The sequence below is a fragment of the Sphingopyxis alaskensis RB2256 genome, from assembly GCF_000013985.1.
Lineage (GTDB): Bacteria > Pseudomonadota > Alphaproteobacteria > Sphingomonadales > Sphingomonadaceae > Sphingopyxis > Sphingopyxis alaskensis.
Map to the genome: position 1 here is coordinate 1,131,983 of NC_008048.1, position 23,082 is coordinate 1,155,064.

The 23,082-nt window shown below is 65.0% G+C and carries 17 protein-coding genes; 8 read left to right on the forward strand and 9 right to left on the reverse strand.

Annotated features, from left to right (window positions below):
* The 4 genes from SALA_RS05560 to SALA_RS05575 all read left to right on the forward strand — a co-directional run bounded on the left by SALA_RS05560 (nt 1) and on the right by SALA_RS05575 (nt 5,236).
* Nucleotides 1-1,629, forward strand: coding sequence for a TadG family pilus assembly protein (locus SALA_RS05560; RefSeq protein WP_011541404.1), 1,629 nt, complete (start codon nt 1-3; stop codon nt 1,627-1,629).
* A gap of 129 nt (nt 1,630-1,758) precedes the next feature.
* Nucleotides 1,759-2,646: a PAS domain-containing protein gene (locus tag SALA_RS05565; RefSeq protein ID WP_237700946.1), complete on the forward strand. Its 888-nt coding sequence runs from the start codon at nt 1,759-1,761 to the stop codon at nt 2,644-2,646.
* A 150-nt stretch (nt 2,647-2,796) separates the two neighbouring features.
* A complete protein-coding gene (locus SALA_RS05570) occupies nt 2,797-3,990 on the forward strand; it encodes an acyl-CoA dehydrogenase family protein (protein ID WP_011541406.1) in 1,194 nt (397 codons plus the stop codon).
* A 106-nt stretch (nt 3,991-4,096) separates the two neighbouring features.
* A complete protein-coding gene (locus SALA_RS05575) occupies nt 4,097-5,236 on the forward strand; it encodes an acyl-CoA dehydrogenase family protein (protein WP_011541407.1) in 1,140 nt (379 codons plus the stop codon).
* 303 nt (nt 5,237-5,539) lie between these two features.
* On the opposite strand, the gene SALA_RS05580 is transcribed toward SALA_RS05575, so the two are convergent.
* The 4 genes from SALA_RS05580 to SALA_RS05595 form a co-directional block, all read right to left on the reverse strand.
* Entirely contained in the window at nt 5,540-8,029 is a 2,490-nt protein-coding gene (locus SALA_RS05580; RefSeq protein WP_011541408.1) for a TonB-dependent receptor domain-containing protein, read from the reverse strand.
* A 2-nt stretch (nt 8,030-8,031) separates the two neighbouring features.
* Nucleotides 8,032-8,967: a FecR family protein gene (locus tag SALA_RS05585; protein WP_011541409.1), complete on the reverse strand. Its 936-nt coding sequence runs from the start codon at nt 8,965-8,967 to the stop codon at nt 8,032-8,034.
* Nucleotides 8,957-9,478: an RNA polymerase sigma factor gene (locus SALA_RS05590; protein ID WP_011541410.1), complete on the reverse strand. Its 522-nt coding sequence runs from the start codon at nt 9,476-9,478 to the stop codon at nt 8,957-8,959. Before SALA_RS05590 ends, SALA_RS05585 begins: the two co-directional genes overlap by 11 nt.
* A 234-nt stretch (nt 9,479-9,712) precedes the next feature.
* Nucleotides 9,713-12,928: an autotransporter outer membrane beta-barrel domain-containing protein gene (locus tag SALA_RS05595; RefSeq protein ID WP_011541411.1), complete on the reverse strand. Its 3,216-nt coding sequence runs from the start codon at nt 12,926-12,928 to the stop codon at nt 9,713-9,715.
* Nucleotides 12,929-13,122: 194 nt separating this feature from the next.
* On the opposite strand from SALA_RS05595, the gene SALA_RS05600 reads away from it, so the two are divergent.
* The 4 genes from SALA_RS05600 to SALA_RS05615 all read left to right on the forward strand — a co-directional run bounded on the left by SALA_RS05600 (nt 13,123) and on the right by SALA_RS05615 (nt 17,454).
* A complete protein-coding gene (locus SALA_RS05600; protein WP_011541412.1) occupies nt 13,123-14,094 on the forward strand; it encodes a glucokinase in 972 nt (323 codons plus the stop codon).
* 43 nt (nt 14,095-14,137) lie between these two features.
* Nucleotides 14,138-14,878, forward strand: a complete 741-nt coding sequence (locus SALA_RS05605) for a gamma-glutamyl-gamma-aminobutyrate hydrolase family protein (RefSeq protein WP_011541413.1) — start codon at nt 14,138-14,140, stop codon at nt 14,876-14,878.
* 182 nt (nt 14,879-15,060) lie between these two features.
* On the forward strand, nt 15,061-16,437 hold the full coding sequence (locus SALA_RS05610; protein ID WP_041383117.1) for an aspartate aminotransferase family protein: 1,377 nt from the start codon (nt 15,061-15,063) through the stop codon (nt 16,435-16,437).
* An 81-nt stretch (nt 16,438-16,518) separates the two neighbouring features.
* Nucleotides 16,519-17,454 carry a DUF808 domain-containing protein gene (locus SALA_RS05615; RefSeq protein WP_011541414.1) on the forward strand — a complete coding sequence of 312 codons (936 nt, stop codon included), beginning with the start codon at nt 16,519-16,521 and terminating at the stop codon, nt 17,452-17,454.
* A 132-nt stretch (nt 17,455-17,586) separates the two neighbouring features.
* Here SALA_RS05615 and SALA_RS05620 read toward each other — a convergent pair whose 3' ends face one another.
* The 5 genes from SALA_RS05620 to SALA_RS05640 form a co-directional block, all read right to left on the reverse strand.
* Nucleotides 17,587-18,717: an ABC transporter ATP-binding protein gene (locus SALA_RS05620; RefSeq protein WP_011541415.1), complete on the reverse strand. Its 1,131-nt coding sequence runs from the start codon at nt 18,715-18,717 to the stop codon at nt 17,587-17,589.
* Between the two features lie 2 nt (nt 18,718-18,719).
* The gene (locus tag SALA_RS05625; RefSeq protein ID WP_041383118.1) at nt 18,720-19,562 is read right to left on the reverse strand and encodes an ABC transporter permease; all 843 of its coding nucleotides are present in this window, start codon (nt 19,560-19,562) and stop codon (nt 18,720-18,722) included.
* A complete protein-coding gene (locus tag SALA_RS05630) occupies nt 19,562-20,467 on the reverse strand; it encodes an ABC transporter permease (RefSeq protein WP_011541417.1) in 906 nt (301 codons plus the stop codon). Before SALA_RS05630 ends, SALA_RS05625 begins: the two co-directional genes overlap by 1 nt.
* A 21-nt stretch (nt 20,468-20,488) precedes the next feature.
* A complete protein-coding gene (locus SALA_RS05635; RefSeq protein ID WP_011541418.1) occupies nt 20,489-21,595 on the reverse strand; it encodes an ABC transporter substrate-binding protein in 1,107 nt (368 codons plus the stop codon).
* Between the two features lie 92 nt (nt 21,596-21,687).
* Entirely contained in the window at nt 21,688-23,079 is a 1,392-nt protein-coding gene (locus tag SALA_RS05640) for a glutamine synthetase family protein (RefSeq protein ID WP_011541419.1), read from the reverse strand.
* Between the last annotated feature and the right edge of the window lie 3 nt (nt 23,080-23,082).

Below are 23,082 nucleotides of genomic sequence, written 5' to 3' on the forward strand. Positions count from 1 at the left end.
ATGGCTATCCGCTCGCGTCTCGCATCGCTGATCCGCTGCCGCCGCGCGGGAATCAGCATCGCTGCGGCGATCGGTATGCCGATGCTGATCGGCGCGGCGGCGCTCGCGGTCGATGTCGGCTCGCTTTATCTCGACCGGCGCAAGCTTCAGGGCATCGCCGATGCCGCGGCGCTGGCGGCGGCGGGTCGCCCCGGCGAAGAGCGCGCGGCGGTCGAGCGGATCATCGCCGCCAATTGCACCTGCGTCATCCGTATCGAGGCGCTGACCGTCGGCACCTATACCGCCGATCCGGCGCGCCCGGCCGAGGCGCGCTTCGCAGCGGGCGGGGCGGCGCCTAACGCGGTGCGGATCACGCTGTCGCAGGACCGGCCGCTGTTTTTCGGCGGCTTCCTGACAGGACGGCCTGACAGCATCATCCGCGCGACCGCGACGGGCGCGCGGCGCGGTTATGCCGCCTTTTCGCTGGGGTCGCGCGTCGCGGCGCTGAACGGCGGCGTGGCGAATGCGCTGCTGTCGGGGCTGACCGGCAGCGAGGTCAACCTGTCGGTGATGGACTATAACGCGCTTGCCAGCACCGACATCGACCTGCTCGCCTTTTCCGACGCCCTCAGGACCGAGATCGACGCCGATGTGCTGACCTTTGGCCAGACGCTCGACAGCCAGGTGACGCTGCCGCAGGTGGTGTCGGCGCTCGCGAGCGCTTCGAGCGGTGATGCGGCGGCGGCGCTCGAGCGGATCGCCGATACCGCCTTGCCACGCGGCCTGATCCCCTCGCGCGCGATCGACCTTGGCCCGCGCGCGTCGAGCGTCCGCGTCGATGCCGCGAACCCGGTGAGGGTCAATGCGCTGAGCCTGCTGCGCACGATGTTGCTGCTCGGCAGCGCGAACCGACAGGTCGACCTGTCGCTCGCGAGCGAACTGCCCGGCGGATCGGGGATCGACGTCGCGCTGCTGATCGGCGAACCGCCTGCGGATTCGCCGCTGATCGCCGTCACCGATACGAACGATGTGATCGTCCGCACCGCGCAGGTGCGGCTCAAAATCGATACGCGCATAGCGACACCGCTGGCGAGTGTTCGCGTCCCGCTGCTCGCCGAACTGGGCTCCGCCTCTGCGCGGATCACCGATATCGATTGCGCCCCGAACAGCAGTGCCGCGGTGACGCTCGGCGTCGTCACGTCGCCCGCCATGGTGGCGATCGGCACGGTCGACGATGGCGATTTCGCCGACATGCGGCGCCGGCTCGACCCGATGCCCGCGCGTCTCGTCAAACTGCCGCTCGTCAGCATCGACGCGCAGGCTGAAATGACGCTGTCGGACCTCAACGAAAAGCCCGTCGCCTTTTCGCGCGGCGAGATCGACGACGGGAGGGTGAAGACGGTGTCGAGCAGCGGGCTGGTCGCGGGCGCGGCCGAATCGCTGTCCGACGAGCTGGAGCTCGACGTCAATGTGGTGGGGCTGGGGCTCAATCTCGGCGCGCTGACCTCTGCGGTCGGCGACACGGTCGCGCTCGCTGCGCCCGTCATTGACGGTGTCCTCGGCGACCTCACCGGTCTGCTCGGTCTGCATGTCGGGCAGGCCGATACGCGGATCAATGCGCTGCGCTGCGGCCGTGCGCGGCTGGTGTGATGCCTCGCGCAGCGGCGCCATTTCGGACAGATTTTCGGGGCTTTTCTGTCCCATTCCGACCGAAAGCGCGGTCGTGCGCGCTATAGGAGGAATAGTGCAGGCCGGTTATCGGAGGGCGAGTTGGCGACCATGCAGGAACCGCAGCGGGTCTCGGCGGCCGATTTCATCCGCAGCTTTGCCAATTGGCGATTGCAGGCGGCGCGCATGCCAGTCGTCGTGACGCATCATGGCAAGGACGCGCATGTGCTGATCTCGCTCGACGATTATCACCGGCTCGATGGCGGTGCCGCGCGCGACATCGCCGCGCGCACCGATGCGTTGCAGGCCTCGCATGCGGCGCTGGTCGAAGCGATCCGCGACGCGGTGATCCTCATCGATCCGGCGTGCCATGTCGTGGCGATCAATCCTGCGGGGTGCGACCTGCTCGAACGATCGGCCGCCGCGTTGACCGGTCAAGCTCTGGCGGCGGCGCTTCCGGGGATCGAAACCGGCCTGCTCGCCCACCGTGTCAATCGGTTGATCGATCATCGCGAGCGTTTTTCGGGCGAGATTCCGGGGGTCGTGCGGCCCGGCCAGTGGCTGCGCGTCGACCTGTTTCCCGTTCCTGTGGGCGGCGCGATCATTCTGCGCGACATCAGCGCGGCGATGGAAGATCATGCCGCCGCCGACGCGCGGCGGGCGCTGTTGCAGGCGATCGAGGCCGACGGCGGCATCGGCCACGCGCGCATTTCAGTACGCGAAACGGTCGAGAGCGCGAATGCGGCGTTGCTCGCGATGGTCGGCGTCGACGCTGCGGCGATCCGGCGGGTGCGCTTTTCGGCACTGCTGCCGACCGGTCAGCGCCAGCGCTTTGTCGAGACACTGGAGTCAGTGTTTCGCACCGGCAATGCCCAACGCATCGCCACCGAACTGGTGACGCGCGAGGGAGCGGCGCTGCCCGTCTCCCTGTCGATCGCCGAAATCCGCGGCGCCTATGCCAGCGAAGGCGCGATGATCGCCGTCACCGCGGCGCGCTGATTCGGGGCCTTCCGGGGCACGGCGCCGACGCTGGACAAGCCTCCCGTAACGCGCAATCATCGGCGGCGAAACGTTGCAGGCTGCAACTTGCCGTTTACGTAAAGGTGAGCGCTCGATATAAGGGCGCCAGTGCCCAATGGGAGAATCGATATGGACATGGAGTTCAGCCCCGAAGACCTGGCCTTCCAGCAGGAAGTGCGCCAGTTCATCGCCGACAATTATCCCGCCGAGCTTCGCGGCAAGCAGGACGAGGGCGAAGAGCTGTCCAAGGAGGATTTCCTCGCCTGGCACAAGATTCTGTACAAGAAGGGCTGGATCGCCCCAGCCTGGCCGGTCGAATATGGCGGCACCGGCTGGACGCCGACGCAGCGCTTCATCTGGTCGGAAGAAACCGCGCGCGCCGATTGCATCCGCCTGATGCCTTTTGGTCTGTCGATGGTCGGCCCGGTCATCTACACCTTTGGCACGCCCGAACAGAAAGCGCATTTCCTGCCGCGCATCCTGTCGGGCGAGGATTGGTGGTGTCAGGGCTATTCGGAACCGGGTTCGGGGTCCGACCTCGCCTCGCTGCGCACCACCGCGGTGCGCGACGGCGATCATTATATCGTCAACGGGCAGAAGACATGGACGACGCTGGCGCAGCACGCCGACTGGGGCTTTTTCCTCGTCCGCACCGACAAGGACGCGAAGCAGCAGGAGGGCATTTCCTTCCTCCTCATCGACATGAAATCGCCGGGTATCACCGTGCGCCCGATCATCACCCTGGGCGGTGAGCATGAGGTGAACGAAGTGTGGCTGGAGGATGTGCGCGTCCCCGTCGCAAATCGCGTTTATGAGGAAAACAAGGGCTGGACCTGCGCCAAGTTCCTGCTCGCGCACGAACGCACGGGTATCGCCGGCGTCGCCGCATCGAAGCGCGGGATCGAGAAGGTGAAGGCGATTGCGCGCACCGAACTCGACGGGGACAAGCCGCTGCTCGCCAATCCCTTTTTCAAGCGCAAGGTCGCCGAGCTGGAGGTTGACCTCACCGCCTTGGAGTTCACCGAGCTGCGCAGCCTGGCCGGTGCCAATGCGGGCAAGGGGCCGGGCCCCGAATCGAGCCTGCTCAAGATCAAGGGCAGCGAAATCCAGCAGCGGCTGACCGAGCTGACGCTCGAAGCCGTCGGCCATTATGGCGCGCCCTATTTCCGCGGCTTCGGCGAAGGCGATAACGAACATCCGATCGGGCCCGACTATGCCCATCGCGCCGCGCCGACCTATTTCAACATGCGCAAGACGACGATCTATGGCGGGTCGAACGAGATTCAGCGCAACATCATTGCGAAGATGGTTTTGGGTCTTTGAGAAATGCGTCGCCCTCGCGAAGGCGGGGGCCGCAACCGGCCTGACTCAGCGCCGCAGTATAAATCTATAGCGGCCCCCGCCTTCGCGGGGGCGACGGGGATGTAAAATGGATTTCACCTACACCGAAACGCAGGACATGATCCGCGACACGCTGGCACGCTTTCTCGCGGACACCTGCGACTTCGAGACGCGCCAGAAGTTCATCAACTCGGACAGCGGCCGTGACCCCGCAATCTGGACAGCGCTGGCGCAGGAACTCGGTATGCTCGGCGCGGCCTTCGCCGAAGAGCATGGCGGTCTCGGCGGCGGCGCCCTGGAAAATGCGATCGTCATGGAGGAACTGGGCAAGGTCATCGGGATCGAGCCCTATCTGCCGACCGTCGTCATTGCGGGCGGCGCGCTGAAGGCCGTCGGCGGCGCACAGGCCGATGCGATGATCCCCGAAATCATCGCCGGCAATATGATCGTCGCCTTTGCCTATGCCGAACCGCAGGGGCGGTATGACCTTGCCAATCTGAAAACGAGCGCGAAGAAGGATGGGGCGGGCTTTGTGCTGAACGGCCACAAAAGCGTCGTCTATGCGGCGCCCTGGGCGACGCATCTGCTTGTCACCGCGCGCAGCGGTGGCGGCCAGCGCGACAAGGACGGCATTTCGCTGTTCCTGATCGACGCCAAGCTGCCGGGTATCGTCCGCCGCGACTATCCGACGGTCGACGGCAGCCGCGCGTCGGAAATCTATTTCGAAAATGTCGCGATTCCTGGTGATGCGCTGCTCGGCGGCGAGGGCGCCGCGCTGCCGCTGATCGAACGGATCGTCGACGAAGCGACGGTGGCGACCTGCGCGGAGGCGACAGGCGTGATGCAGAAACTGCACGAAGGCACGCTCGAATATACTCAGCAGCGCAAGCAGTTCGGCGTGCCTATCGCCAAGTTCCAGGTGCTCCAGCATCGCATGGTCGACATGTTCATGGAGGTCGAACAGGCGCGCTCGATGACGATCATGGCGACGCTCAAGCTGGGCCTGCCTGCGAACGAACGCATGGCGGCGGTGTCGGCGGCAAAGAACAAGGTCGCGCGCGGCGCCAGGTTCGTCGGCCAGAACGCGATCCAGACCCACGGCGGCATCGGCATCACGCAGGAACTGGCGATCGGCCATTATTTCAAGCGCGCGACGATGATCGAGGGCCAGTTCGGCAGCGCCGATTATCATATGGATCGTTACGAGCGGCTGACACTGGCCGAATGACTTTGCGCCGTCATCGCGCTCTAAGGGTCAGGACCCATTAATTACCCGTTCGAGGCGTCGAAATGGCGAAGATATCGGGCCTTGGCGGGTGCAGCGGGTAGCATCGCTACCCGCAAGGCCGCGAAGGTCCGAGATTGAAGCCATTTCGGCGTCCCTTCGGGATTTGACCGATTTTGCCCATGGCAGCGTCGAAAAGTCTTGAAATATATTCATATTCCTACGCCTTTCCTCCTCGCCCTGAGCAAAATCGCCTCAAACCTCGAACGGGTAATTAATGGGTCCTGACCCTAAGGGTCAGAAGCCCTAATAAGCGACGTCGACGGCGATGCGCAGCGTGCGGGGGCGGAGCGGGGTCAGGAAACCCGCATTACCCTCGACGAAGGGTGTGCCGAGCGAGAAGCGATTTCCCCGCGAATCGAACAGGTTGGTGAGCGTCAGCGACAGGCCGCGGCGGTCGTTGCCGACACGCATCGCAAGCCCTGTATCGATATAATCGCCCTGGCTTTCGCCCAGCACCGGGCCGATGCCAAGCCGGGATGGGCCAATATAGTTGGCCCATCCGTTAATACGAAAATCCTCATCGCCGATCATCGTCGCATAGTTGACCGATCCGCGCACGGCATGGCTTGCGACATTGGGAATGCGCCCCAGCCGCGCAGGGGTCGCGGCGAAAACGGGCAGGATCTCCGGCGACAAATCATCGACGCGGCTGTGGTTGTAGACCGCGCCCAGTTCAAGGGTCAGCGCGTCGGTCGGCCGCATCGCGAGCGCGCCCGACAGGCTGGTGATGCGGCCGTCGCCGATGTTGGCGGTGGTCGGAAAGCCGTTGCTGTCGATGAAGTCGGCCTGGATGTTGCGCCAGCGGCTGTGCGACAAAGATAAGGTCGCGTCGAGCAGCGTCTGCTTTCGGTCGCCGAAGCGCACCCCCGCTTCCCACGTCTGGACGCGATCGTTTCTGAAACGCCGCACAAAATTGCCGTCGACGGCAAGCCCGCCGGGGCGAAATCCCTCCTGATAGCGGGCGTAGAGCCGCAGATTGTCGAGCGGCATCGCAAGCAGCGAGGCGGAGGGCAAGAGGTCGGTCTCGTGCCGCGATGCCGTCGTCGCTCGCCCCGCCTGGGCAAGCGCGAACGGCACATCCTCGGCCATGCCGCCAAGCCGCACGTGCGACAGCCGCAGCCCGCCGGAGGCGACAAGACCCGTCAGCAGTTCCTTGGTCGCCTCGGCATAGCCCGTCCACTCGGTGATCCGGTTGGTCACGCCGGGCAGCGGGGTATGGAGCGGCCCATAGGCATATTCGCGTTCCTGTCGCGCGCGATTGGTGATGAAGCTTGCCCCGGCGACCCAGCCAAACCCGTCGTGATAGGGACGCCACAGCCGGTTTTCGCTGGCGAACATCCGCGTCGCATTATGCTGTTCGAGCCGACGCGGCACGTCGCGCGACGGCGTGATGTCGATCGGCGCGAAGAGGCGTTCGACGTCGACGGTCCCGACGGCGTTGCCCGACCCGGAGCCGTCCAGTTCGCCCGCGACCGGCAGGCTGGCGTCGAAGCGTTCGAACAGCCGGTGGTCGATAAAGGCGTTCGACGATTGAAAGCGCAAATCGCCCCAATCCTTCATCACGACGAGCGTGCCGAGACCGTAGCGCGCCTTCGCCGGTTGCTCGATCATCGAGCGGCGGGTGAGCGGCGGTGCATCCTTGTCGGCATATTGGGCATCGTCGGAGGTGTTCGATTGATAGATGCCGCCGATATCGACGGTCCAGCCGTCTCCCGCATCGAGCCGAAGAGTGCCGCGGCCGCCCCGGATATGCACGCGATTGACGTCATTCTGTCCGCGGAGTGGATTGTCGATATAGCCGCCATCGGTGATCATGTAACCGACGAGGCGCAACGCATGGCCGTCCTCGCCGACGGGCAGGTTCGCAATGCCGGCGATGTCGCCGCCGGGGTCGCCATGCCGGGTCAGCGAGGCGCCCGCGATCGCCTGTACGGTCGGGCCGCGCGGATCGGGGGCTTTCGGAATGACGCGAATGATCCCGCCGAGCGACCCTGCGCCGTAAAGCGTGCCCTGCGGTCCTTCGAGGATTTCGACATTGTCGATGTCATAGAGACGCAGGTCGGGGTCCGGGGCGTTGTAACTCAGCCTGATGTCGCCCAGATACTGGCCGACCGTTGCCTGCGTCGGGCCGGTGAAACTCGAATCGGCGATGCCGCGGATGAACAGCTTGTTGCGTCCCGAACCCAGATGGGTCGAGGAGACCGTGGCGGTGCGCGACAGGATCGAGTCCATCCCGCGTTCCCCGCCAAACGCCAGTTCGCCGCCATCCAATTGGGTGACGACGCCGGCGAAATGCGAGTAAGGAAGGTCGGTCTTCGACGCGGTGACGATGATCGTATCGGCCGCGGCGGCAACCACCTCGTTCGCGGGTTCACGTGCGCGGGGCTGGGGCACTTGCCGCGGAGCGGGAGCGGCGCGGCTACGCTGCGGCGCCGGGCGCCGTTCGATGCGCCAGCTCGTCGCACTGACCCGAACGGCATGTGCGTCGGTCCCCGCAAGCAGGCGGCGGATCGCTTCGTCGACGGGCATCCGTCCGCGCACCGACCGGACCCGCGCTTTCCATAACCGGGCGTCGGCGACGCTGATGCTGACGCCGCCTTGCCGGCTGATGACCGGCACCACGGCCGACAGGCTGCCGCCGCGCACGTCGAAGGCGCGTTCCTCGGCCGCCTTCGCCGGCACCGGCAGGCAAAGCACCATCGCTGCTGCGACAAAGCCAAGGCGCGTTTCCATCGTCAGCGGGTCAGTATCCAGCCTTCGCCGCGCCGTTCGGCGCGCGTTCCCGACAAGGCGGCGAGGTCGGCGACCGTGCGACCGCGATCCTTGTCGATGATCAGCGCGCCACGGAACGACACCATCGCGGCGTCGGGCGCAATACTGATCTGAATCGCCGCCGTTCGGCGCAGATCCTCGGCGACGACCGACAGCGGCGCGCCATTATAGACGAGCAGGCCGCTCCGCCAGCCGCCGACATTGGCGATATCGACGTCCTTCACCACCGGCGGGCCGCCGTCGCCGTCGCGCGCATCGAGTCCCTTGCCGGCCACCAGCCGGACATTTTCGCGGTCGGGGTTGTAAAGGACGACGCCCTCGGACACGGCAACCGATGTCGCGCGATCGCGCCGCACCACGTTGAACGCGGTGCCCAGGTCGACAATCCGCGCGCCGCCCGCTTCGACGACAAAGGGGTCGCCGTCGCGGTGCGCGACGCGGAACATCGCCTCGCCCGATTCGAGGCGCGCAAAGCGCGGCCGGTCGTCGTCGATCTCGACCACCGAACCGCCGTTGATGTCGATCGTCGAACCATCGGCGAGGGTAAGGGTGCGATGCTCGCCTGCTGCGGTTTCGATGCGGTCGCCGTTTCCGAGCAGGCCGGACGCTGACAGGCCGATGGCGCCGACCAGCGCGGCGGCGACGGCGCCGCCGAACCAGCGCCGCCGCGACAGACGTTGCGACGATCGGGTATCGGCTATTGTCAGGGTCGGCGCGATAGGCGGCAACGCATCGAGATCGCGGTCGAGGCTGGCGATCGCGTCGTAAACGGCCGCATGGCTCGCGTCTTCGGCCAGCCAGTCGGTGAAGCCATCCCAATCGTCGAATGCCGGATCGCGCTGGCGAACCAGCCAGTCGATCGCGCGCGCTTCGGCGGCGTCGTTCGGTTCAACCGGCATCGAACTGCCTCCTCAGCGCCGCCAGCGCCGCATAAACCTTGCGCAGATCGGCTTCGACCGTGCTCAGGCTGACGCCCATTTCGCGGGCAATCTCGCGCTGGTGGACGCCATCGACGCGAAAGCGGCGAAAGATGCGCGCGGGCCGCTCGCCCGTTGCCGCGATCGCCGCATCGGCGAGCGCGAGTTGCTCGCGCGAGATGAGCGCCGCCTCGCTCGACGGGCTGTGCATCGCCGCGCTCTCGCCCCACGCCTTGTCGCGAAGCTCGCGCTGGCGCGCCGAGCGGTAGCGATCGAGCATCAGATTGTTGGCCGCGCGCATCGCATAGGATAGCGGATCGGCGACGGGACCCGTCGCGCGTTCGGTCAGCCGCATCCACAAATCCTGGAACAGATCTTCCGCACTGTCGCCCGCACCGCGCATTTCGAGGAAGCGCAGGATGCGGTCGCGATGGGCGAGCAATACGCCCTCAATGCCCTGCAGGGCGTCGCTCTGATCGCGCGGCTCGGTCATGAATTGCTTGCTTTGGAATGCCATTTCTTGCCGGAACGGGCCGCCTCGCCACGCGGCAAATGTCCCCCTGAGCTTGCCGTCATATAGCGCCCATCGTCGGCCACGCAACTGCGGGGCAGGAAAAGGAAAAGGGGCGATTGCAAGCATCTGTCGTGTCGTTTCCTGAAACCAAGGCAAGGGGGAAGCGGGGTAGGGGATCCGCTTCCCCCTTGCGGGCGGGGTCGGCCCGGGGGGCTAGAGACCGACCCGCAGGCTCGCACGGAACGCCCAGCCGACATGGCTTTGCTGTTCTTCCGCGGACACTTCGCCGGCGACCTGAAAGGCCGAATTGCCGGCGATGCCGCGGAGGCGGCCGACCCAGCCGCTCGTGCGATCATCGGGGATCAGGGTGAAGGGCGTGCCGTCCTTGAACGAAGCCGTCGTCGCGCCCAGCGTGCCGCTGACGATCTGCCGGCGCCCGCCTTCGAGTTCGAAGCGCGTCCAGCCGTCATATTCGTCGGCGCCGCCGAACTCGAGGCCGAGCGTTACCGTGCCCGTTACCGCGAGTTCGTCGCTGTCGCGATCGAGCACGGTGAGGTCGAGCGCATCGCCGCCGCCCGTTTCCTGATAACCGTCTTCCTGGAGCTTGTAATAATCCACCGCGACCATCGGACGCAGCGTCAGCCCGCCGAGGCGCGTGTCATAGGCAACCGAGCCCGACGCCGACCACAGGGTCGCGTCCCATTTGCCCTTCATCGTCTCTTCAATGTCCTCGGCGCCCGCTTCGGCGCGGAAGATGCGTGTGCCCTTCAGCTTTACCGGCGCGCCCGACACGCGGGCGTTGGCCATGAAACCGTCCGAGCGCAGGCGCCAGTGCAGCGCACCTTCGAACTGGCTCGTGCTGACTTCATTGGCGTTGCTGCCGTTGCTGTCCTTGCCGCTGAGGAAGGCGATCGAGCCGCCGAAATTGCCGACGTCGCTCTCGATCTCCGCGCCGAGCGAGATGCCCCAGCCGCTGACGTCATAGCTCGCGGTGTTGCCGATTCCCTTCGACGTGCCCCAGACGGCCTGGTTCACCCAATAGCCCCATTTGCCTTCGTCCTGATACGGCGCATTGGGGTCGAGGAGGTGGCGTGCGAGCGCGCGCGAGCCCGAGGTGACGGTTTCAAAGACTCCGCCTTCGTGTTCCGGCAGCATCTGCTGAAGCTGGCTGCGGAACTGATCGCCATCGGTGATGCCGAGGAACACGTCCTCGATCTTCTGTTCGGCGACGACGGCATCGAGCACAGCGTCGAAAGCGCCGGCTTCCGAGCGGTTGAGACCGAGCTCGCTCGTGCTCTTGCGCGCGACATCGACGATCAGCCGGGTGGCAGTCGAGGTGAGTGTGCCCTTGTAAAGAAAGGGAAGAAGTGTCTGCGAGGCGGTCAGATTGTTGGCGCCAGTGATCGATCCGGCGGTGAGCACGACGTGCTCGCCCTCGGCCTCTTCGATGCTCGACAATTGAAGCGCGAGCTTCGATTCCGCGCCGAAGCTGGCATTCCCCGTCACTTGCAGCGCGGTGCCCGTGCTGCCTGTGTCGAGCATGACGCCAAGGACGCCCTTGTCGGTTACGGCAAGCGATGCGATCGTCGCGGCGCCCCGCACGTCGAAGGTGCCACCATTGACCGACACGGCCAGTCCCGACGAATTGGCAAGAGTGCCTGTAAAGACCGAAGTGCCGCCGATCGTTAGCGCATCGGCGCCGCCGCCGAAGTCGGCGAGCCCGGTGAACTTGGAGGTTCCGGCCAGCGCCATCGTGTCGTTGCCGGCGCCGAAGCGGGCGTTGCCGGCATAGGTCGCGTCGCCCGACAGCGCGAGCCTGTTGTTGCCGGCGCCGAAGATGCTGTTGCCCTTCACCGAACCATCCGCGATGTCGAACACGTCGTTGCCGCCGCCGAAACGGATGTCGCCGACGATGCTCGGCGCGGTGATACCCGCGGCCACGGCGGTCTGCTTGATCGTTGCCCCATTGTTGTTGGCCGACAGGTCGATCGCGATGTTGCGATCCGACGAAACGAGCGCGCCGCTCGCGCTGATCGCGCCGCTATTCTCGACCATATCGACATTGCCCGACAGGTCGACGATCGCGCGCGCCGTGCCATTGTCGCCGCCGGTCTTGGCCGCGATCGTGCCGCTGTTGCGGATCAGCGCGACGTCGGCGCCCGCTTCCACGATCACCGCGGTCGCTACTGCCCCCGACGCATTGCCGCCGGTTGACGCCTCGACCTTGCCCGCGTTACGCAGTTCGGGGGTCGAGGCACCGCTGCCGAAGCGGATTGCCGTCGCCGCCGCATCTTTGGACTGCGCCCCAACGCTGCCGGTGGCGCCGATGCCGATGCCGCCAGCGATCGTCACGGCGCCGCCAAGCCCGCCGATCCGGATCGCATTGCCATCCTTGCCGGCGTAAAGCCCGTTGCCGAGCACCGAGCCGTCGATGATGACGCCGAGGCCGGTTCCGGTGCCCGCGAGCGCGCCGATCGCGACATCGCGGTCGGCCGAACCGATCCGGATGGCCGCCGCCGATCCAAAGGAGCGGACGACCGCCGACCCTTCCTTGTCGTCGTCGATGCCGTCATCGTCCTCATCCTTGTCGGTTGTGCTCGAATCCTTCGGAGGGACCGCGAAAATGATGCCGCCCGTCACATCGCCTTCGACCGCCAGCGCGGGACCGCCGATCAGCAGGTCGTCGGCATCGAGCTTCGAGGGGTCGGCCGGGGGCGCGGTGAAGCGATAGCCCGTTGCCGTGAGATTGCCCTGCACGACGAGCGCGCCCGTGATGTCGCCGCCGAGCCGCGCGGCGATCGCATCGACACCGGTGGCGGCAATCGTTCCGGCAAGACGGATATTGCCCGTGACGTCCTGAAGCCCGACGCCGAGCGCCCTGTCGCCGAGCACGCTGATCGTGCCATCGTTGGTGAAATTGCCCGTCAGCGGGCCGCCGAGCCTTATGCCCGCCGAATCATTGCCTTCGATCGCGATCGCACCCGAATTGACGATGTTGCCCGAAAACGCGCCAGCGGTCGCGATGCCGACGCGGCCTGTGCCGATCGCGAACGGGCCGTCGAGGTCGCCGTCATTGTCGATGTCGGTCGCGGCGTAGGTTTCGCCGATCGTGATCTTGCCGGACGCGCTGTTGGTGATGCCGCCCGTGGTCCCTGCGCCGGCAAGAATGCCTGTTGCGCCATCGATATTGCTGAACTCGATCGTGCCGTCGTTGACGACCTTGTGATTGCTGTCGATCGTGACTGCGGGTCCTGCGACGGTCGGCTTGATCGACCCGGCGGAGGTGATCTTGATGTCGTCGGGCGCGCCCGACTTGATTGTCGACGTCCGCACAGGCGCGGTCGTGGCAGTGCTGATCGTCGTTTCGGCATGAACAGCGGTCGAGAGAAGGGTGGCCAGGCAGGTCGAGGCCAGCAGGGTCTTGCGCATCAGATTCCTCTTGAAATCGGGCCGGGAGGCATTCCGGCGACAATCACAAGACGGAACGGCGTGGCGTGAGCCTTGGAAAAAAATGCACCGACAAACGGACACCCGGCGCGCGCATAGCTATGCCCTGTTGCATCGCCTCCGGCCATCGGACATGCCATGGGCCAACGGGTCCGACAGGCCGGCAAGGGAGAGCCATGCGCGAACAGATCGTCACGGTCGATATTGGCGGCACGCACGCCCGTTTTGCTATCGCCGAGATCGAGGGTGGGCGCGTCCGTTCGCTGGGCGAAGCGACGACGCTGCATACAAAGGATCATGCGAGCTTCCAGACAGCGTGGCAGGATTTCGAAGGCCGGCAAGGCGGCACCCTGCCACGCGCGGTCGCGATCGCGATCGCCGGCCCGACGCGCGGCGAAATCATCCGCTTCACCAACAATCCGTGGATTATCCGTCCCGCGCTGATCGGCGAAAAGCTGAATGTCGACCGCCATATACTCGTCAATGATTTCGAGGCGGTGGGCCATGCCGTCGCGCAGGCCGACGAGAGCTATTTCGGGCGGCTGACCGGCCCCGACGAGCCGCTGCCGGCCACCGGCACGATCAGCGTCATCGGACCCGGCACCGGGCTTGGCGTCGCGCATATCTGGCGCGATGAGAGCGGCTATCGCGTGCAGGCGACCGAGGGCGGGCATATCGACTTCGCACCGCTCGACAGCATCGAGGACGCGATCCTCGCGCGGCTACGCAAGCGGCACCGCCGCGTATCGGTCGAGCGCGTCGTGTCTGGCCCCGGCATCGTAGACATTTACGAAACGCTCGCCGCACTCGAAGGACGCGCGGTGACACCGCTCGACGACAAGGCGATCTGGGCCGCTGCGCTGAGCGGCGGGGACAGTCTTGCCGCGGCGGCTGCCGATCGCTTCTGCCTCTCGCTCGGCAGCGTCGCGGGTGATCTCGCGCTGGCGCAGGGGGCGAGCGGGGTGGTTATCGCGGGCGGTCTGGGTCTGCGCATTCGCGATAGCCTGGTGCGATCGGGCTTTCCGGAACGCTTTATCGAAAAGGGGCGGTTCGAGGGGTTCATGGCGGCGCTGCCGGTAAAGCTCATCACGCATCCGCAGCCGGGGCTGTTCGGCGCTGCGGCTGCCTTTGCTCGCCAGCATGGCTGAGATTCCGCTGGCGTAGCGCCGCAAAAATCGGCAGCTAGGGCGCATGTCCGCGCGCCCCGTTCTTGGCATCATCGCCTGCAACCGCACCATCGGCGTCGAAACCGCGCAGGCAGTGATGAACCGCTATGCGACCGCGGCGATGCGTCATGCCGATTGCGCCGCGCTCATCATCCCGTCGCTCCCCGATCTGATGCGCGCCGACGAAGTGGTCGGGCGGCTCGACGGCGTGCTTCTGACGGGGACGCCATCGAATGTCGAACCGGCGCGCTACGGCGATGCCGCGACAGGTGAAGGGCCCTTCGATCCCGATCGTGACCGGATGATGATCGAACTGGTCGCGGCGGTGATCGCGGCGCAGCGGCCGCTGTTCGGCATCTGTCGCGGCTTTCAGGAGATCAACGTCGCACTGGGCGGCACGCTGCGCCGCGATACGGCGGCGAACGACGAACTGCTGCGCCACCATGCACCGGAGGGCGTTTCGTTCGACGCGATGTTCGACCATCGGCACCGGGTCGATCTGGTCGCGGGCGGGCTGCTCGCGTCGGCCTATGAAATGCCGTCGCTGGAGGTGAACTCGGTCCATTTCCAGGGAATCGGAGCCCTCGCCGACGGGCTGACGGTCGAGGCGCGCGCGCCCGACGGGCTGGTCGAAGCCTATAGCGCGCGACCCAATGGTGCGCCACTGCTCGCGGTGCAGTGGCATCCCGAATGGGCGACCGACGCCGATACGCGGAGCCAGACCTATTTTCACCTGCTCGGCCGCGCGCTAAGAGGCGAATTATGAACCGCCGCGTCACCCGTTACGATCGCTATCTCGCGCGGATCAGCTTTTCGCCCTGAATTCAAAGCTGGGTCTCGTTCCGCTCGTGTCGAGCGAAGTCGAGACACCCATCGTCGCAGCGCAAGGCCGAGAGGCATCTCGACTTCGCTCGATGCGAACGGTCTATCGGAATCAGGAGTTTTTCAATGCCCCGCAATCACGACATCGCCGAACTACGCCGCCTCGACGTCGCGCACCACCTTCCCGCGCAGGCCGACTGGGCCGAAATCGAAAAGCTCGGCGGCAGCCGGATCATCACCCATGCCGAAGGCTGTTACATCACCGATGGCGACGGCCACCGCATCCTCGACGGCATGGCGGGCCTGTGGTGCGTCAACGTCGGTTATGGACGCGAGGAACTGGTCGAAGCGGCGGCGGCGCAGATGCGCGAGCTGCCCTTCTACAACACCTTCTTCAAGACCGCGACGCCGCCGACGGTGACGCTCGCGGCGAAGATCGCGTCGCTCACACAGAACCGCCTGCCGCATATCTTCTTCAACGCATCGGGTAGCGAAGCCAACGACACTGTCTTTCGCATGGTCCGTCATTACTGGAAGTTGAAGGGCGAGCCCAAACGCACCATCTTCATCAGCCGCTGGAACGCCTATCACGGCTCGACCGTCGCAGGCGTGTCGCTGGGGGGCATGAAGGCCATGCACGCGCAGGGCGACCTGCCGATCCCCGGCGTCGAGCACGTCCGCCAGCCCTATTATTTCGGCGAAGGGCAGGGGATGAGCGAGGAGGAGTTTTGCGACGCCTGTGTCCAGGCAATCGAGGACAAGATACTGGAGGTCGGCCCCGAAAACTGCGCGGCCTTCATCGGCGAACCGGTGCAGGGCGCGGGCGGGGTGATCATTCCGCCCGAGGGATATTGGCCAAAGGTCGAGGCCGTGGTGCGCAAATATGGCCTGCTGCTCGTTGCCGACGAGGTGATCTGCGGCTTTGGGCGTACCGGGCAGATGTGGGGGCACGAGACGATGGGCTTTTCGCCCGACCTGATGCCGATGGCGAAGGGGCTGTCGTCGGGTTACCTGCCGATTTCGGCCACGGCAGTGACGAGCCATGTGGTCGAGGTGCTCAAGACCGGCGGCGATTTCGTCCATGGCTTTACCTATTCGGGGCATCCGGTCGCGGCGGCGGTGGCGCTCAGGAATATCGAGATTATCGAACGTGAAGGATTGGTCGAACGCACCGGCAACGTCACCGGCCCGCATCTGGCAAAGGCGCTTGCGACCTTGAACGACCATCCTCTTGTCGGCGAGACGCGCTCGATCGGTCTGCTCGGCGCGGTCGAGATCGTGGCCGACAAAACGACCCGCGCGCGCTTTGGCGGCGCCGAGGGCACGGCGGGGCCGATGGCGCGCGATGCCTGCATCGCGAACGGGCTGATGGTGCGGGGCATCCGCGACAGCCTGGTGATGTGCCCGCCGCTGGTGATCACCACCGAACAGATCGACGAGATGGTTGGTATCATCCGCAAATCCCTGGATGAGGTGATGCCGAAATTGCGGATGCCAAGCTGAAAACTTGCGCTTTCCTATCAATCCGTTCGACACGAACGGGTAGATGGGTCGCTCCAGACTCCTCAGAAGGACCAAGACCCTATGCCCTCCGGCCTCTTTGCCCTGCTCGACGACGTTGCCACCATTGCCAAGGTTGCCGCGGCGAGCATCGACGACATCGGTGCCGCAGCGTCGAAAGCGGGGGTCAAGGCCGCGGGGGTGGTGGTCGACGACGCCGCGGTGACGCCGCGCTATGTGACCGGCTTTCAGCCGAACCGCGAACTGCCGATCATCTGGCGCATCGCCAAGGGGTCGATGTTCAACAAGCTGGTGCTGATCCTGCCCGCGCTGCTGCTGCTGTCGGCGGTGGCGCAATGGGCGATCACGCCGCTGCTGATGGTCGGCGGCGCCTATCTGTGTTTCGAGGGCGCCGAGAAGGTCTGGCATTCGCTCGCCGCCGACAAGCACAGCCTGGCCGAAGAAGCGGCTACCGTGATCGATCCGAACCATGAGGAGGTCATGGTCAAGGGCGCGATCCGCACCGACTTCATCCTGTCGGCCGAAATCATGGTGATCGCCCTCAACGAGGTGCTCGACGAAGCGATGCTGATGCGTACGGCAACGCTGGTTGTTGTCGCCATCGCAATCACGGTTGCGGTTTATGGCGTTGTCGGGCTGATCGTGAAGATGGACGACATCGGGCTGCACATGGCCAGGGAAGGGCATAACGCCCGGCGCGCGATCGGGCGCGGACTTGTCGCTTTTATGCCCAAGCTGCTCGCCACGCTGGCGACGGTCGGCACCGCGGCGATGCTGTGGGTCGGCGGCCAGATTTTCCTCCACGGCCTCGACGAATATCATATCGGCAATCTGGGCCACGGCCTGCACGATTTTGCGTATTCGGTCGCGGGCGGATTGCCCGGCGCGGGTGTGTGGGAATGGCTGATCAATGCCGGCGGCGCGGGCGTGTTCGGCCTGCTGCTGGGCGGAGTGATCGTGGCGGCACTGCATCTGGTGCCGGGAAAGAAGGAGCACTAATTTGCCCTCTCCTTCAGGGGAGGGCAGCGAGACTTGGCAGCTTGCTGCCTAGTCGCAGCCGGTGGGGGCATCGGCGTAGCGCAAGGTTTCTGGGCACCACCCCAACCCGTCCCCTGAAGGGGAGGGGCCAGTTTATCCCAGCAACACCACCGGGCTGTCGGCGCGCCAGTGCATCGACACCCTGTCGTCCCAGGTGAAATCCTCCTGGTCGTGGCGCGACAGATTGGGGCGCGAGACGCGGAGGCGTGCGCCGCTGTCCAGTTCGATCTCGAACAGCGTGATGTCGCCGAGGTAGGACATGCCCTTGATCGTCCCGCGCGCGAAATTGTGGCCGTCGGGGGCATCCTCCGCCGCGGCGCGCACCGCCTTGCCGGCGCCGGGGACGTGGAGGTAGATTTTCTCCGGCCGAAGCGCGACCCACACGTCGGCGCCATGCGGTCCTGTCACCCCATGGTTGAGATAGACCTTGCCGAGGCCGGGACAGTCGACCGCGGCCTTGTCAGGCTCATCGAGCGTCAGCTTGCCTTCGAAGATGTTCACCGACCCGACGAAATCGGCGACGAAGCGGTTGGCGGGATATTCGTAAAGGTCCGACGGCGTGGCGAGCTGCGCGACGTCGCCCTTGTTGATCACCGCGATCCGGCACGCCATCGACAACGCCTCGTCCTGATCGTGCGTCACGGTGACGAAGGTGATGCCGACCTTTTCCTGCAGCTCCGACAGCTCGAACTGCATCTGCGCGCGCAACTTCGCATCGAGCGCCGAGAGCGGTTCGTCGAGCAACAGCACCTTGGGCCGCATCACCAGGCTTCGCGCGAGTGCGACGCGCTGGCGCTGCCCGCCCGACATCTGGTCGGGCATCCGGCCCTCGAATCCGCTGAGCTTGACCAGCGCGAGCGCTTCGGCAACGCGGTCTCGGACCTCGCCGCCCTTCACGCCTGCGATCCTGAGTCCGTAAGCGACATTGTCGGCGACGCTCATGTGCGGAAACACCGCATAGCTCTGGAACACCATATTCACCGGGCGCTTGTTCGGCGGGATGCCCGCCATATCCTGCCCGTCGATCAATATGCGACCCTCGCTCGGCAGTTCGAACCCCGCGATCATCCGCAGCAAGGTCGTTTTGCCGCAGCCCGAGGGGCCGAGCAGCACGAAGAACTCGCCCGCGTTGATGTCGAGGCTGACATTGTCGACCGCCGTGACCTTGCCGAAGCGTTTCGAGACGTTCTGGATCTGGATGATCGGTTGGGCGGGTTCGGTCATGGTCAGTGGGTTTCCGCAATGGCTTTCACACCCTGCGCCTTCAGCGCAACGAAGGTCAGGACGACGGTAAGGATGATGAGCAGGGTCGATGCCGCGTTGACCTCTGGCGTCACCGAGAAGCGGACCATCGAATAGACCTTCACCGGGAAAGTGATCGTGTCGGGGCCGCTGGTGAAATAGGTGATGACGAAATCGTCGAGGCTGAGGGTGAATGATAGCAACGCACCCGCGACGAGCGCCGGTTTCATGTGCGGAATCAGCACGTCGCGGAACACCTGCCATTCGCTGGCGCCCAGATCCTTCGCGGCTTCCTCCTGCTCGCGGTTGAAGCTTGCGAGGCGCGAGCGCACGACCATGGTGACGAAGGGGAAGCAGAAGGTGATGTGCGCGATGGTGATCGCGCCGAGGTTGAACGGCCAGACGAGGTCGTTCGGCCAGCCGATTGCCGCGAAAAACATCAGGAACGCTACGCCGAGGCAGATTTCGGGAACGATGATCGGCAACGAGATGGTGCCGTCGATCGCGCCCTTCCACGGGAAACGAAAGCGCCAGAGCATCACCGCGGCGAGCGTGCCAAGCACGAGGCTGGCGAGCGTCGCCAGCGCGGCGATGGTCAGCGAATTGACCAGCGCCTCGACCAGCTGGTCGTTGCCCAGTGCCTTCTCATAATATTTCGTCGTGAAGCCGCGCCATACGACGTTGCGCTTGCTGTCGTTGAAGCTGAAGATCATCAGCACCACCAGCGGCGCGTAGAGAAAGACCATCACCGCGCCGACCCACAGGCGCATCCACAGCGTCCGGCTATATTCGAGCGGTGCGCGCGGGGTGCGGGCGAAGAGCGCCATCAATGCGCCTCCGGCGCGCGGCGCCGCAGCGATTGCAGCGCAATGAGGATGAACATCGCGTAGATGAGCAGAAAGGACAGCGCGGCGCCGAAAGGCCAGTCATTCGCCTTCTTGAACTGGCGCTCGATCACATTGGCGATCATCTGGCTGTCGGTGCCACCCATCAGGTCGGGGGTAAGATAGGCGCCGAGCGCGGGAATCAGGGTAATCATCACCCCGGCGATGATGCCGGGGGCGGCGAGCGGGACGACGATCCGCATGATCGTGCGGAAATGGCCGGCGCCCAGATCGAGGCTCGCCTCGATCAGGCTGCGGTCGAGCCGGTCGAGCGCGGCATAGAGCGGCAGCACCATGAAGGGCAGGTGGACATAGACGAGTCCGAACACGACCGCGAAATTGTTGAAGAGCAGTTCGACCGGCTCCCACGTCGGGAGCGGCTGGAGCCCGACAAGCGCCTTCATCCAGCTTGCGCCTTCCCACAGGACACCGAGGCCCTTGTTGGCGAAGCCCTGCGTGCCGAGCAGCATCATCAGCGCATAGGTGCGGATGAGCAGGTTGGTCCAGAAGGGCAGCATGATGCCGAGGAGCAGCCACGGCCGCCACTTCTCGCTGGCAAAGGTGATCGCCATCGCGACCGGAAAACCGATGATCAGGCAGATGAGCGTAACGAGCGCCGCGACCGCGAAACTCTTGCCGAATATGGTGAGGTAGAGCCACTCGGTGGCGCGCTTGTAATTGTCGAGCGTGCCCGAAATGGCGATTTCGGTGAGCCCGCGGTTTTCGCCAAAGCTGTAGAGCCAGACGATCGCCATGGGGACGAGGAAGAAGAGCAGAACCCACAGGAGCGTCGGCAGCGACACCGCCGCGAAAACGCCCCTGTTGGTTTTCCAGTCCTGCTCGGCCACCCCCGCCGTCCCTGGATCGCGTCAGGCCGCCCGCACGCGCGTGAACGCCTCTTCGAAGAGTGGCTGAAGCTCGGGGTTGAAGCGTGCATATTCGCACTTGGCGAGCACATCGGCGGGCGGGAAGATCACCGGGTTGTTCTTGTAGCTTTCGGGCATCAGCGCCTTCGCCGCGGCGTTGGGCGTCGGATAGAGGATCGTCTCGGTGATATGCTTGTCGACATTCGCGTCGAGGATATAGTTGATAAAGGCATGGGCGTTCTTCGGATGCGGCGCGCCCTTCGGGATGCACAGATTGTCCGAATTGAGCTGGCTGCCTTCCTTGGGGATGACGAAGTCGATATCGTCATCCTCGACCATCGCCTGTGCGATGTCGCCATTATATTCGAGCACGACGTCGACATCTCCCTTGAGCAGCAGATCCTGCCCGTCATCCTCGTGGAACTTCTTCACATTGGGCTTTTGCTTGATCATCATCCGTTCGATCGTCGCGACGTCGGCGGGGGTCAGTTCGTTGACCGATTTTCCGAGATATTTGCCGAACAGGCGGAACATGTCGCCCGCCTCCGACAGCCAGGCGATGCGGCCGGCATATTCGGGGCTGTCGAACAGCACTTTCCAGCTGTCGGGCGTCGCTGACACCTTCGACTTGCGATAGCCGATGCCGAGCGCGAGCCAGGTGTAGGGCATCGAAAACTTGCGCTGCAGGTCATATTCGACGTTGATATAGGCGGCGTCGATATTTTTCTTGTTCGGAATGAGGCTGTGGTCGAGCGGCATCAGCATGTCGGCCTTGCTCATCCGTTCGACGAAGTCGTTCGACGGCACGATCACGTCATAGCCGGGATTGCCGGCCTTGAACTTGGCGAACAGCACGTCGTTGCTGTCGAACAGGTCCATCGTCACCGCGACGCCCGTCGCTTCCTCGAAATCGGCCAGCGTCGTTTCGCCGATATAAGTGTCCCAGTTATAGAAGTTGAGCCTGGCCTCTTCGCCATTCGCCAGCGTCTTGCCGCCTTCCTTGCTGCACGCGGCGAGCCCGCCGAAACTGATCCCGACGGCGGCGACACCAAGCGCCTGAAGGAGCGAGCGGCGCCCGCGGGTCTGCTTGATCAGTTCGTTGAAGTCCATGGCCAGCCTCCCTGTGTGAAGCGCCAAGCTGACTCATTAAACGCGGCTTGGAAAGAGGCTTTTTTGCGCTGCACCAGGATAATATGAAACTTTCATGCGTTGCGTAGGTACCAATCATAATCGAGCGCCGGCACGACGCTGAAATAATTGTCCTGTTCGACGCGCTTGACGATGCTGAACATGTCGACGAACCGGTCGCCCAGATAGTCGCGCATGAGCGCCGAATCGTGGAAACGGTCGACCGCGGCGAACCAGTTCGACGGCGGCTTGTCGTCGCCGCTGTTGTCGCGGTCATAACCGTTGCCGACCACCGCGGCGCCGGGGTCGGTCCTCGTCGTCATGCCGTGATGCATCCCGGCAAGCACCGCCGCGACCGCGAGATAGGGGTTGGCGTCGGCGCCGCACGCGCGATGTTCGACATGGCGGCTCGGCGGCGGGCCGGCGGGAATGCGGAACGACACGGTGCGGTTGTTGACGCCCCAGGTCGGCGCGACGGGAGCATAGCTGTTCGCCTTGAAGCGGCGATAGCTGTTCGCGTGGGGGGCAAAGATGGCGAAGGCGTCGCCGACGCTGCCGATCATCCCGCCGATCGCGTGGCGCAGCGCGTCGGTTCCCTCGGGGTCTTCGCTTGCGAAGATATTGGTGCCGCCTGCGTCGTTCACCGAAACATGGATGTGCATCCCGCTGCCCGCCTGATCGGCAAAGGGTTTCGCCATGAAGGTGGCTTCGAGGCCGTGTTGCTGGGCAATCGCCTTGACCAGCCTTTTGTACATGATCGCATCGTCGGCGGCGCGCAGCGCGTCGGGCTTGTGGCGCAAGGTCAGCTCGAACTGGCCGGGAGCGAATTCGCTGATCGCGCTTTCGAGCGGCAGGCCCTGCACGTCGGTCGCCGTGTAGAGTGCGTCAAAAAAAGGCCGGAAATCCTCCAGTTCGCGCAGGCCGTATACCTCGACATTGCGCGGCGCGCTGCGGCTGTAGCCGGGGCGGGCCGGGCGGATGCCGCCGTCGCGTGCGCGGCGCGGATCGACAAGGTAAAACTCCAGCTCGACCGCGAGCACCGGGGTGAGCGCGTCGGCGGTAAAGCGGTCGATCACGCGGCCGAGCACATGGCGCGGGTCGAGGTCGTGCGGCGTCCCGTCGAGCTCATAGAAATCGACAAGGAACTGTGCCGCGCCGTCGCCTCCCCAGGGCGTGCGAACGAGGGTGCCGGGGATCGGCTTCATCGAGCGGTCGGCATCACCATCTTCCCAGACGAGTCCGGTTTCGACGGTATCCTGTCCGGTGATGTCGACGACGGTGATCGAACCGGGGAACATGCGCCCGCTGTCGTAGACGGCCATCACTTCATGCTGGCGCAGCCGCTTGCCGCGCGGGACGCCGCCCATGTCGGTATAGATCATCTCGATCGCATCGACGTCAGGGTTCGCCTTGAAAAAGGCCTCGGCTTCGGACCGGTCCGCAATCACGCCCGATGACTTCGACATCGC

Excerpts from the sequence above, each read along its gene's own strand:
- SALA_RS05610 (WP_041383117.1), top strand. The coding sequence starts at position 15,061 with ATGCCCCGCAATCACGACATCGCCGAACTACGCCGCCTCGACGTCGCG.
- SALA_RS05620 (WP_011541415.1), bottom strand. The coding sequence starts at position 18,717 with ATGACCGAACCCGCCCAACCGATCATCCAGATCCAGAACGTCTCGAAA.
- SALA_RS05635 (WP_011541418.1), bottom strand. The coding sequence starts at position 21,595 with ATGGACTTCAACGAACTGATCAAGCAGACCCGCGGGCGCCGCTCGCTC.
- SALA_RS05565 (WP_237700946.1), top strand. The coding sequence starts at position 1,759 with ATGCAGGAACCGCAGCGGGTCTCGGCGGCCGATTTCATCCGCAGCTTT.
- SALA_RS05575 (WP_011541407.1), top strand. The coding sequence starts at position 4,097 with ATGGATTTCACCTACACCGAAACGCAGGACATGATCCGCGACACGCTG.
- SALA_RS05615 (WP_011541414.1), top strand. The coding sequence starts at position 16,519 with ATGCCCTCCGGCCTCTTTGCCCTGCTCGACGACGTTGCCACCATTGCC.
- SALA_RS05595 (WP_011541411.1), bottom strand. The coding sequence starts at position 12,928 with ATGCGCAAGACCCTGCTGGCCTCGACCTGCCTGGCCACCCTTCTCTCG.
- SALA_RS05605 (WP_011541413.1), top strand. The coding sequence starts at position 14,138 with ATGTCCGCGCGCCCCGTTCTTGGCATCATCGCCTGCAACCGCACCATC.
- SALA_RS05625 (WP_041383118.1), bottom strand. The coding sequence starts at position 19,562 with ATGGCGCTCTTCGCCCGCACCCCGCGCGCACCGCTCGAATATAGCCGG.
- SALA_RS05590 (WP_011541410.1), bottom strand. The coding sequence starts at position 9,478 with ATGACCGAGCCGCGCGATCAGAGCGACGCCCTGCAGGGCATTGAGGGC.
- SALA_RS05640 (WP_011541419.1), bottom strand. The coding sequence starts at position 23,079 with ATGTCGAAGTCATCGGGCGTGATTGCGGACCGGTCCGAAGCCGAGGCC.
- SALA_RS05580 (WP_011541408.1), bottom strand. The coding sequence starts at position 8,029 with ATGGAAACGCGCCTTGGCTTTGTCGCAGCAGCGATGGTGCTTTGCCTG.
- SALA_RS05585 (WP_011541409.1), bottom strand. The coding sequence starts at position 8,967 with ATGCCGGTTGAACCGAACGACGCCGCCGAAGCGCGCGCGATCGACTGG.
- SALA_RS05600 (WP_011541412.1), top strand. The coding sequence starts at position 13,123 with ATGCGCGAACAGATCGTCACGGTCGATATTGGCGGCACGCACGCCCGT.
- SALA_RS05560 (WP_011541404.1), top strand. The coding sequence starts at position 1 with ATGGCTATCCGCTCGCGTCTCGCATCGCTGATCCGCTGCCGCCGCGCG.
- SALA_RS05570 (WP_011541406.1), top strand. The coding sequence starts at position 2,797 with ATGGACATGGAGTTCAGCCCCGAAGACCTGGCCTTCCAGCAGGAAGTG.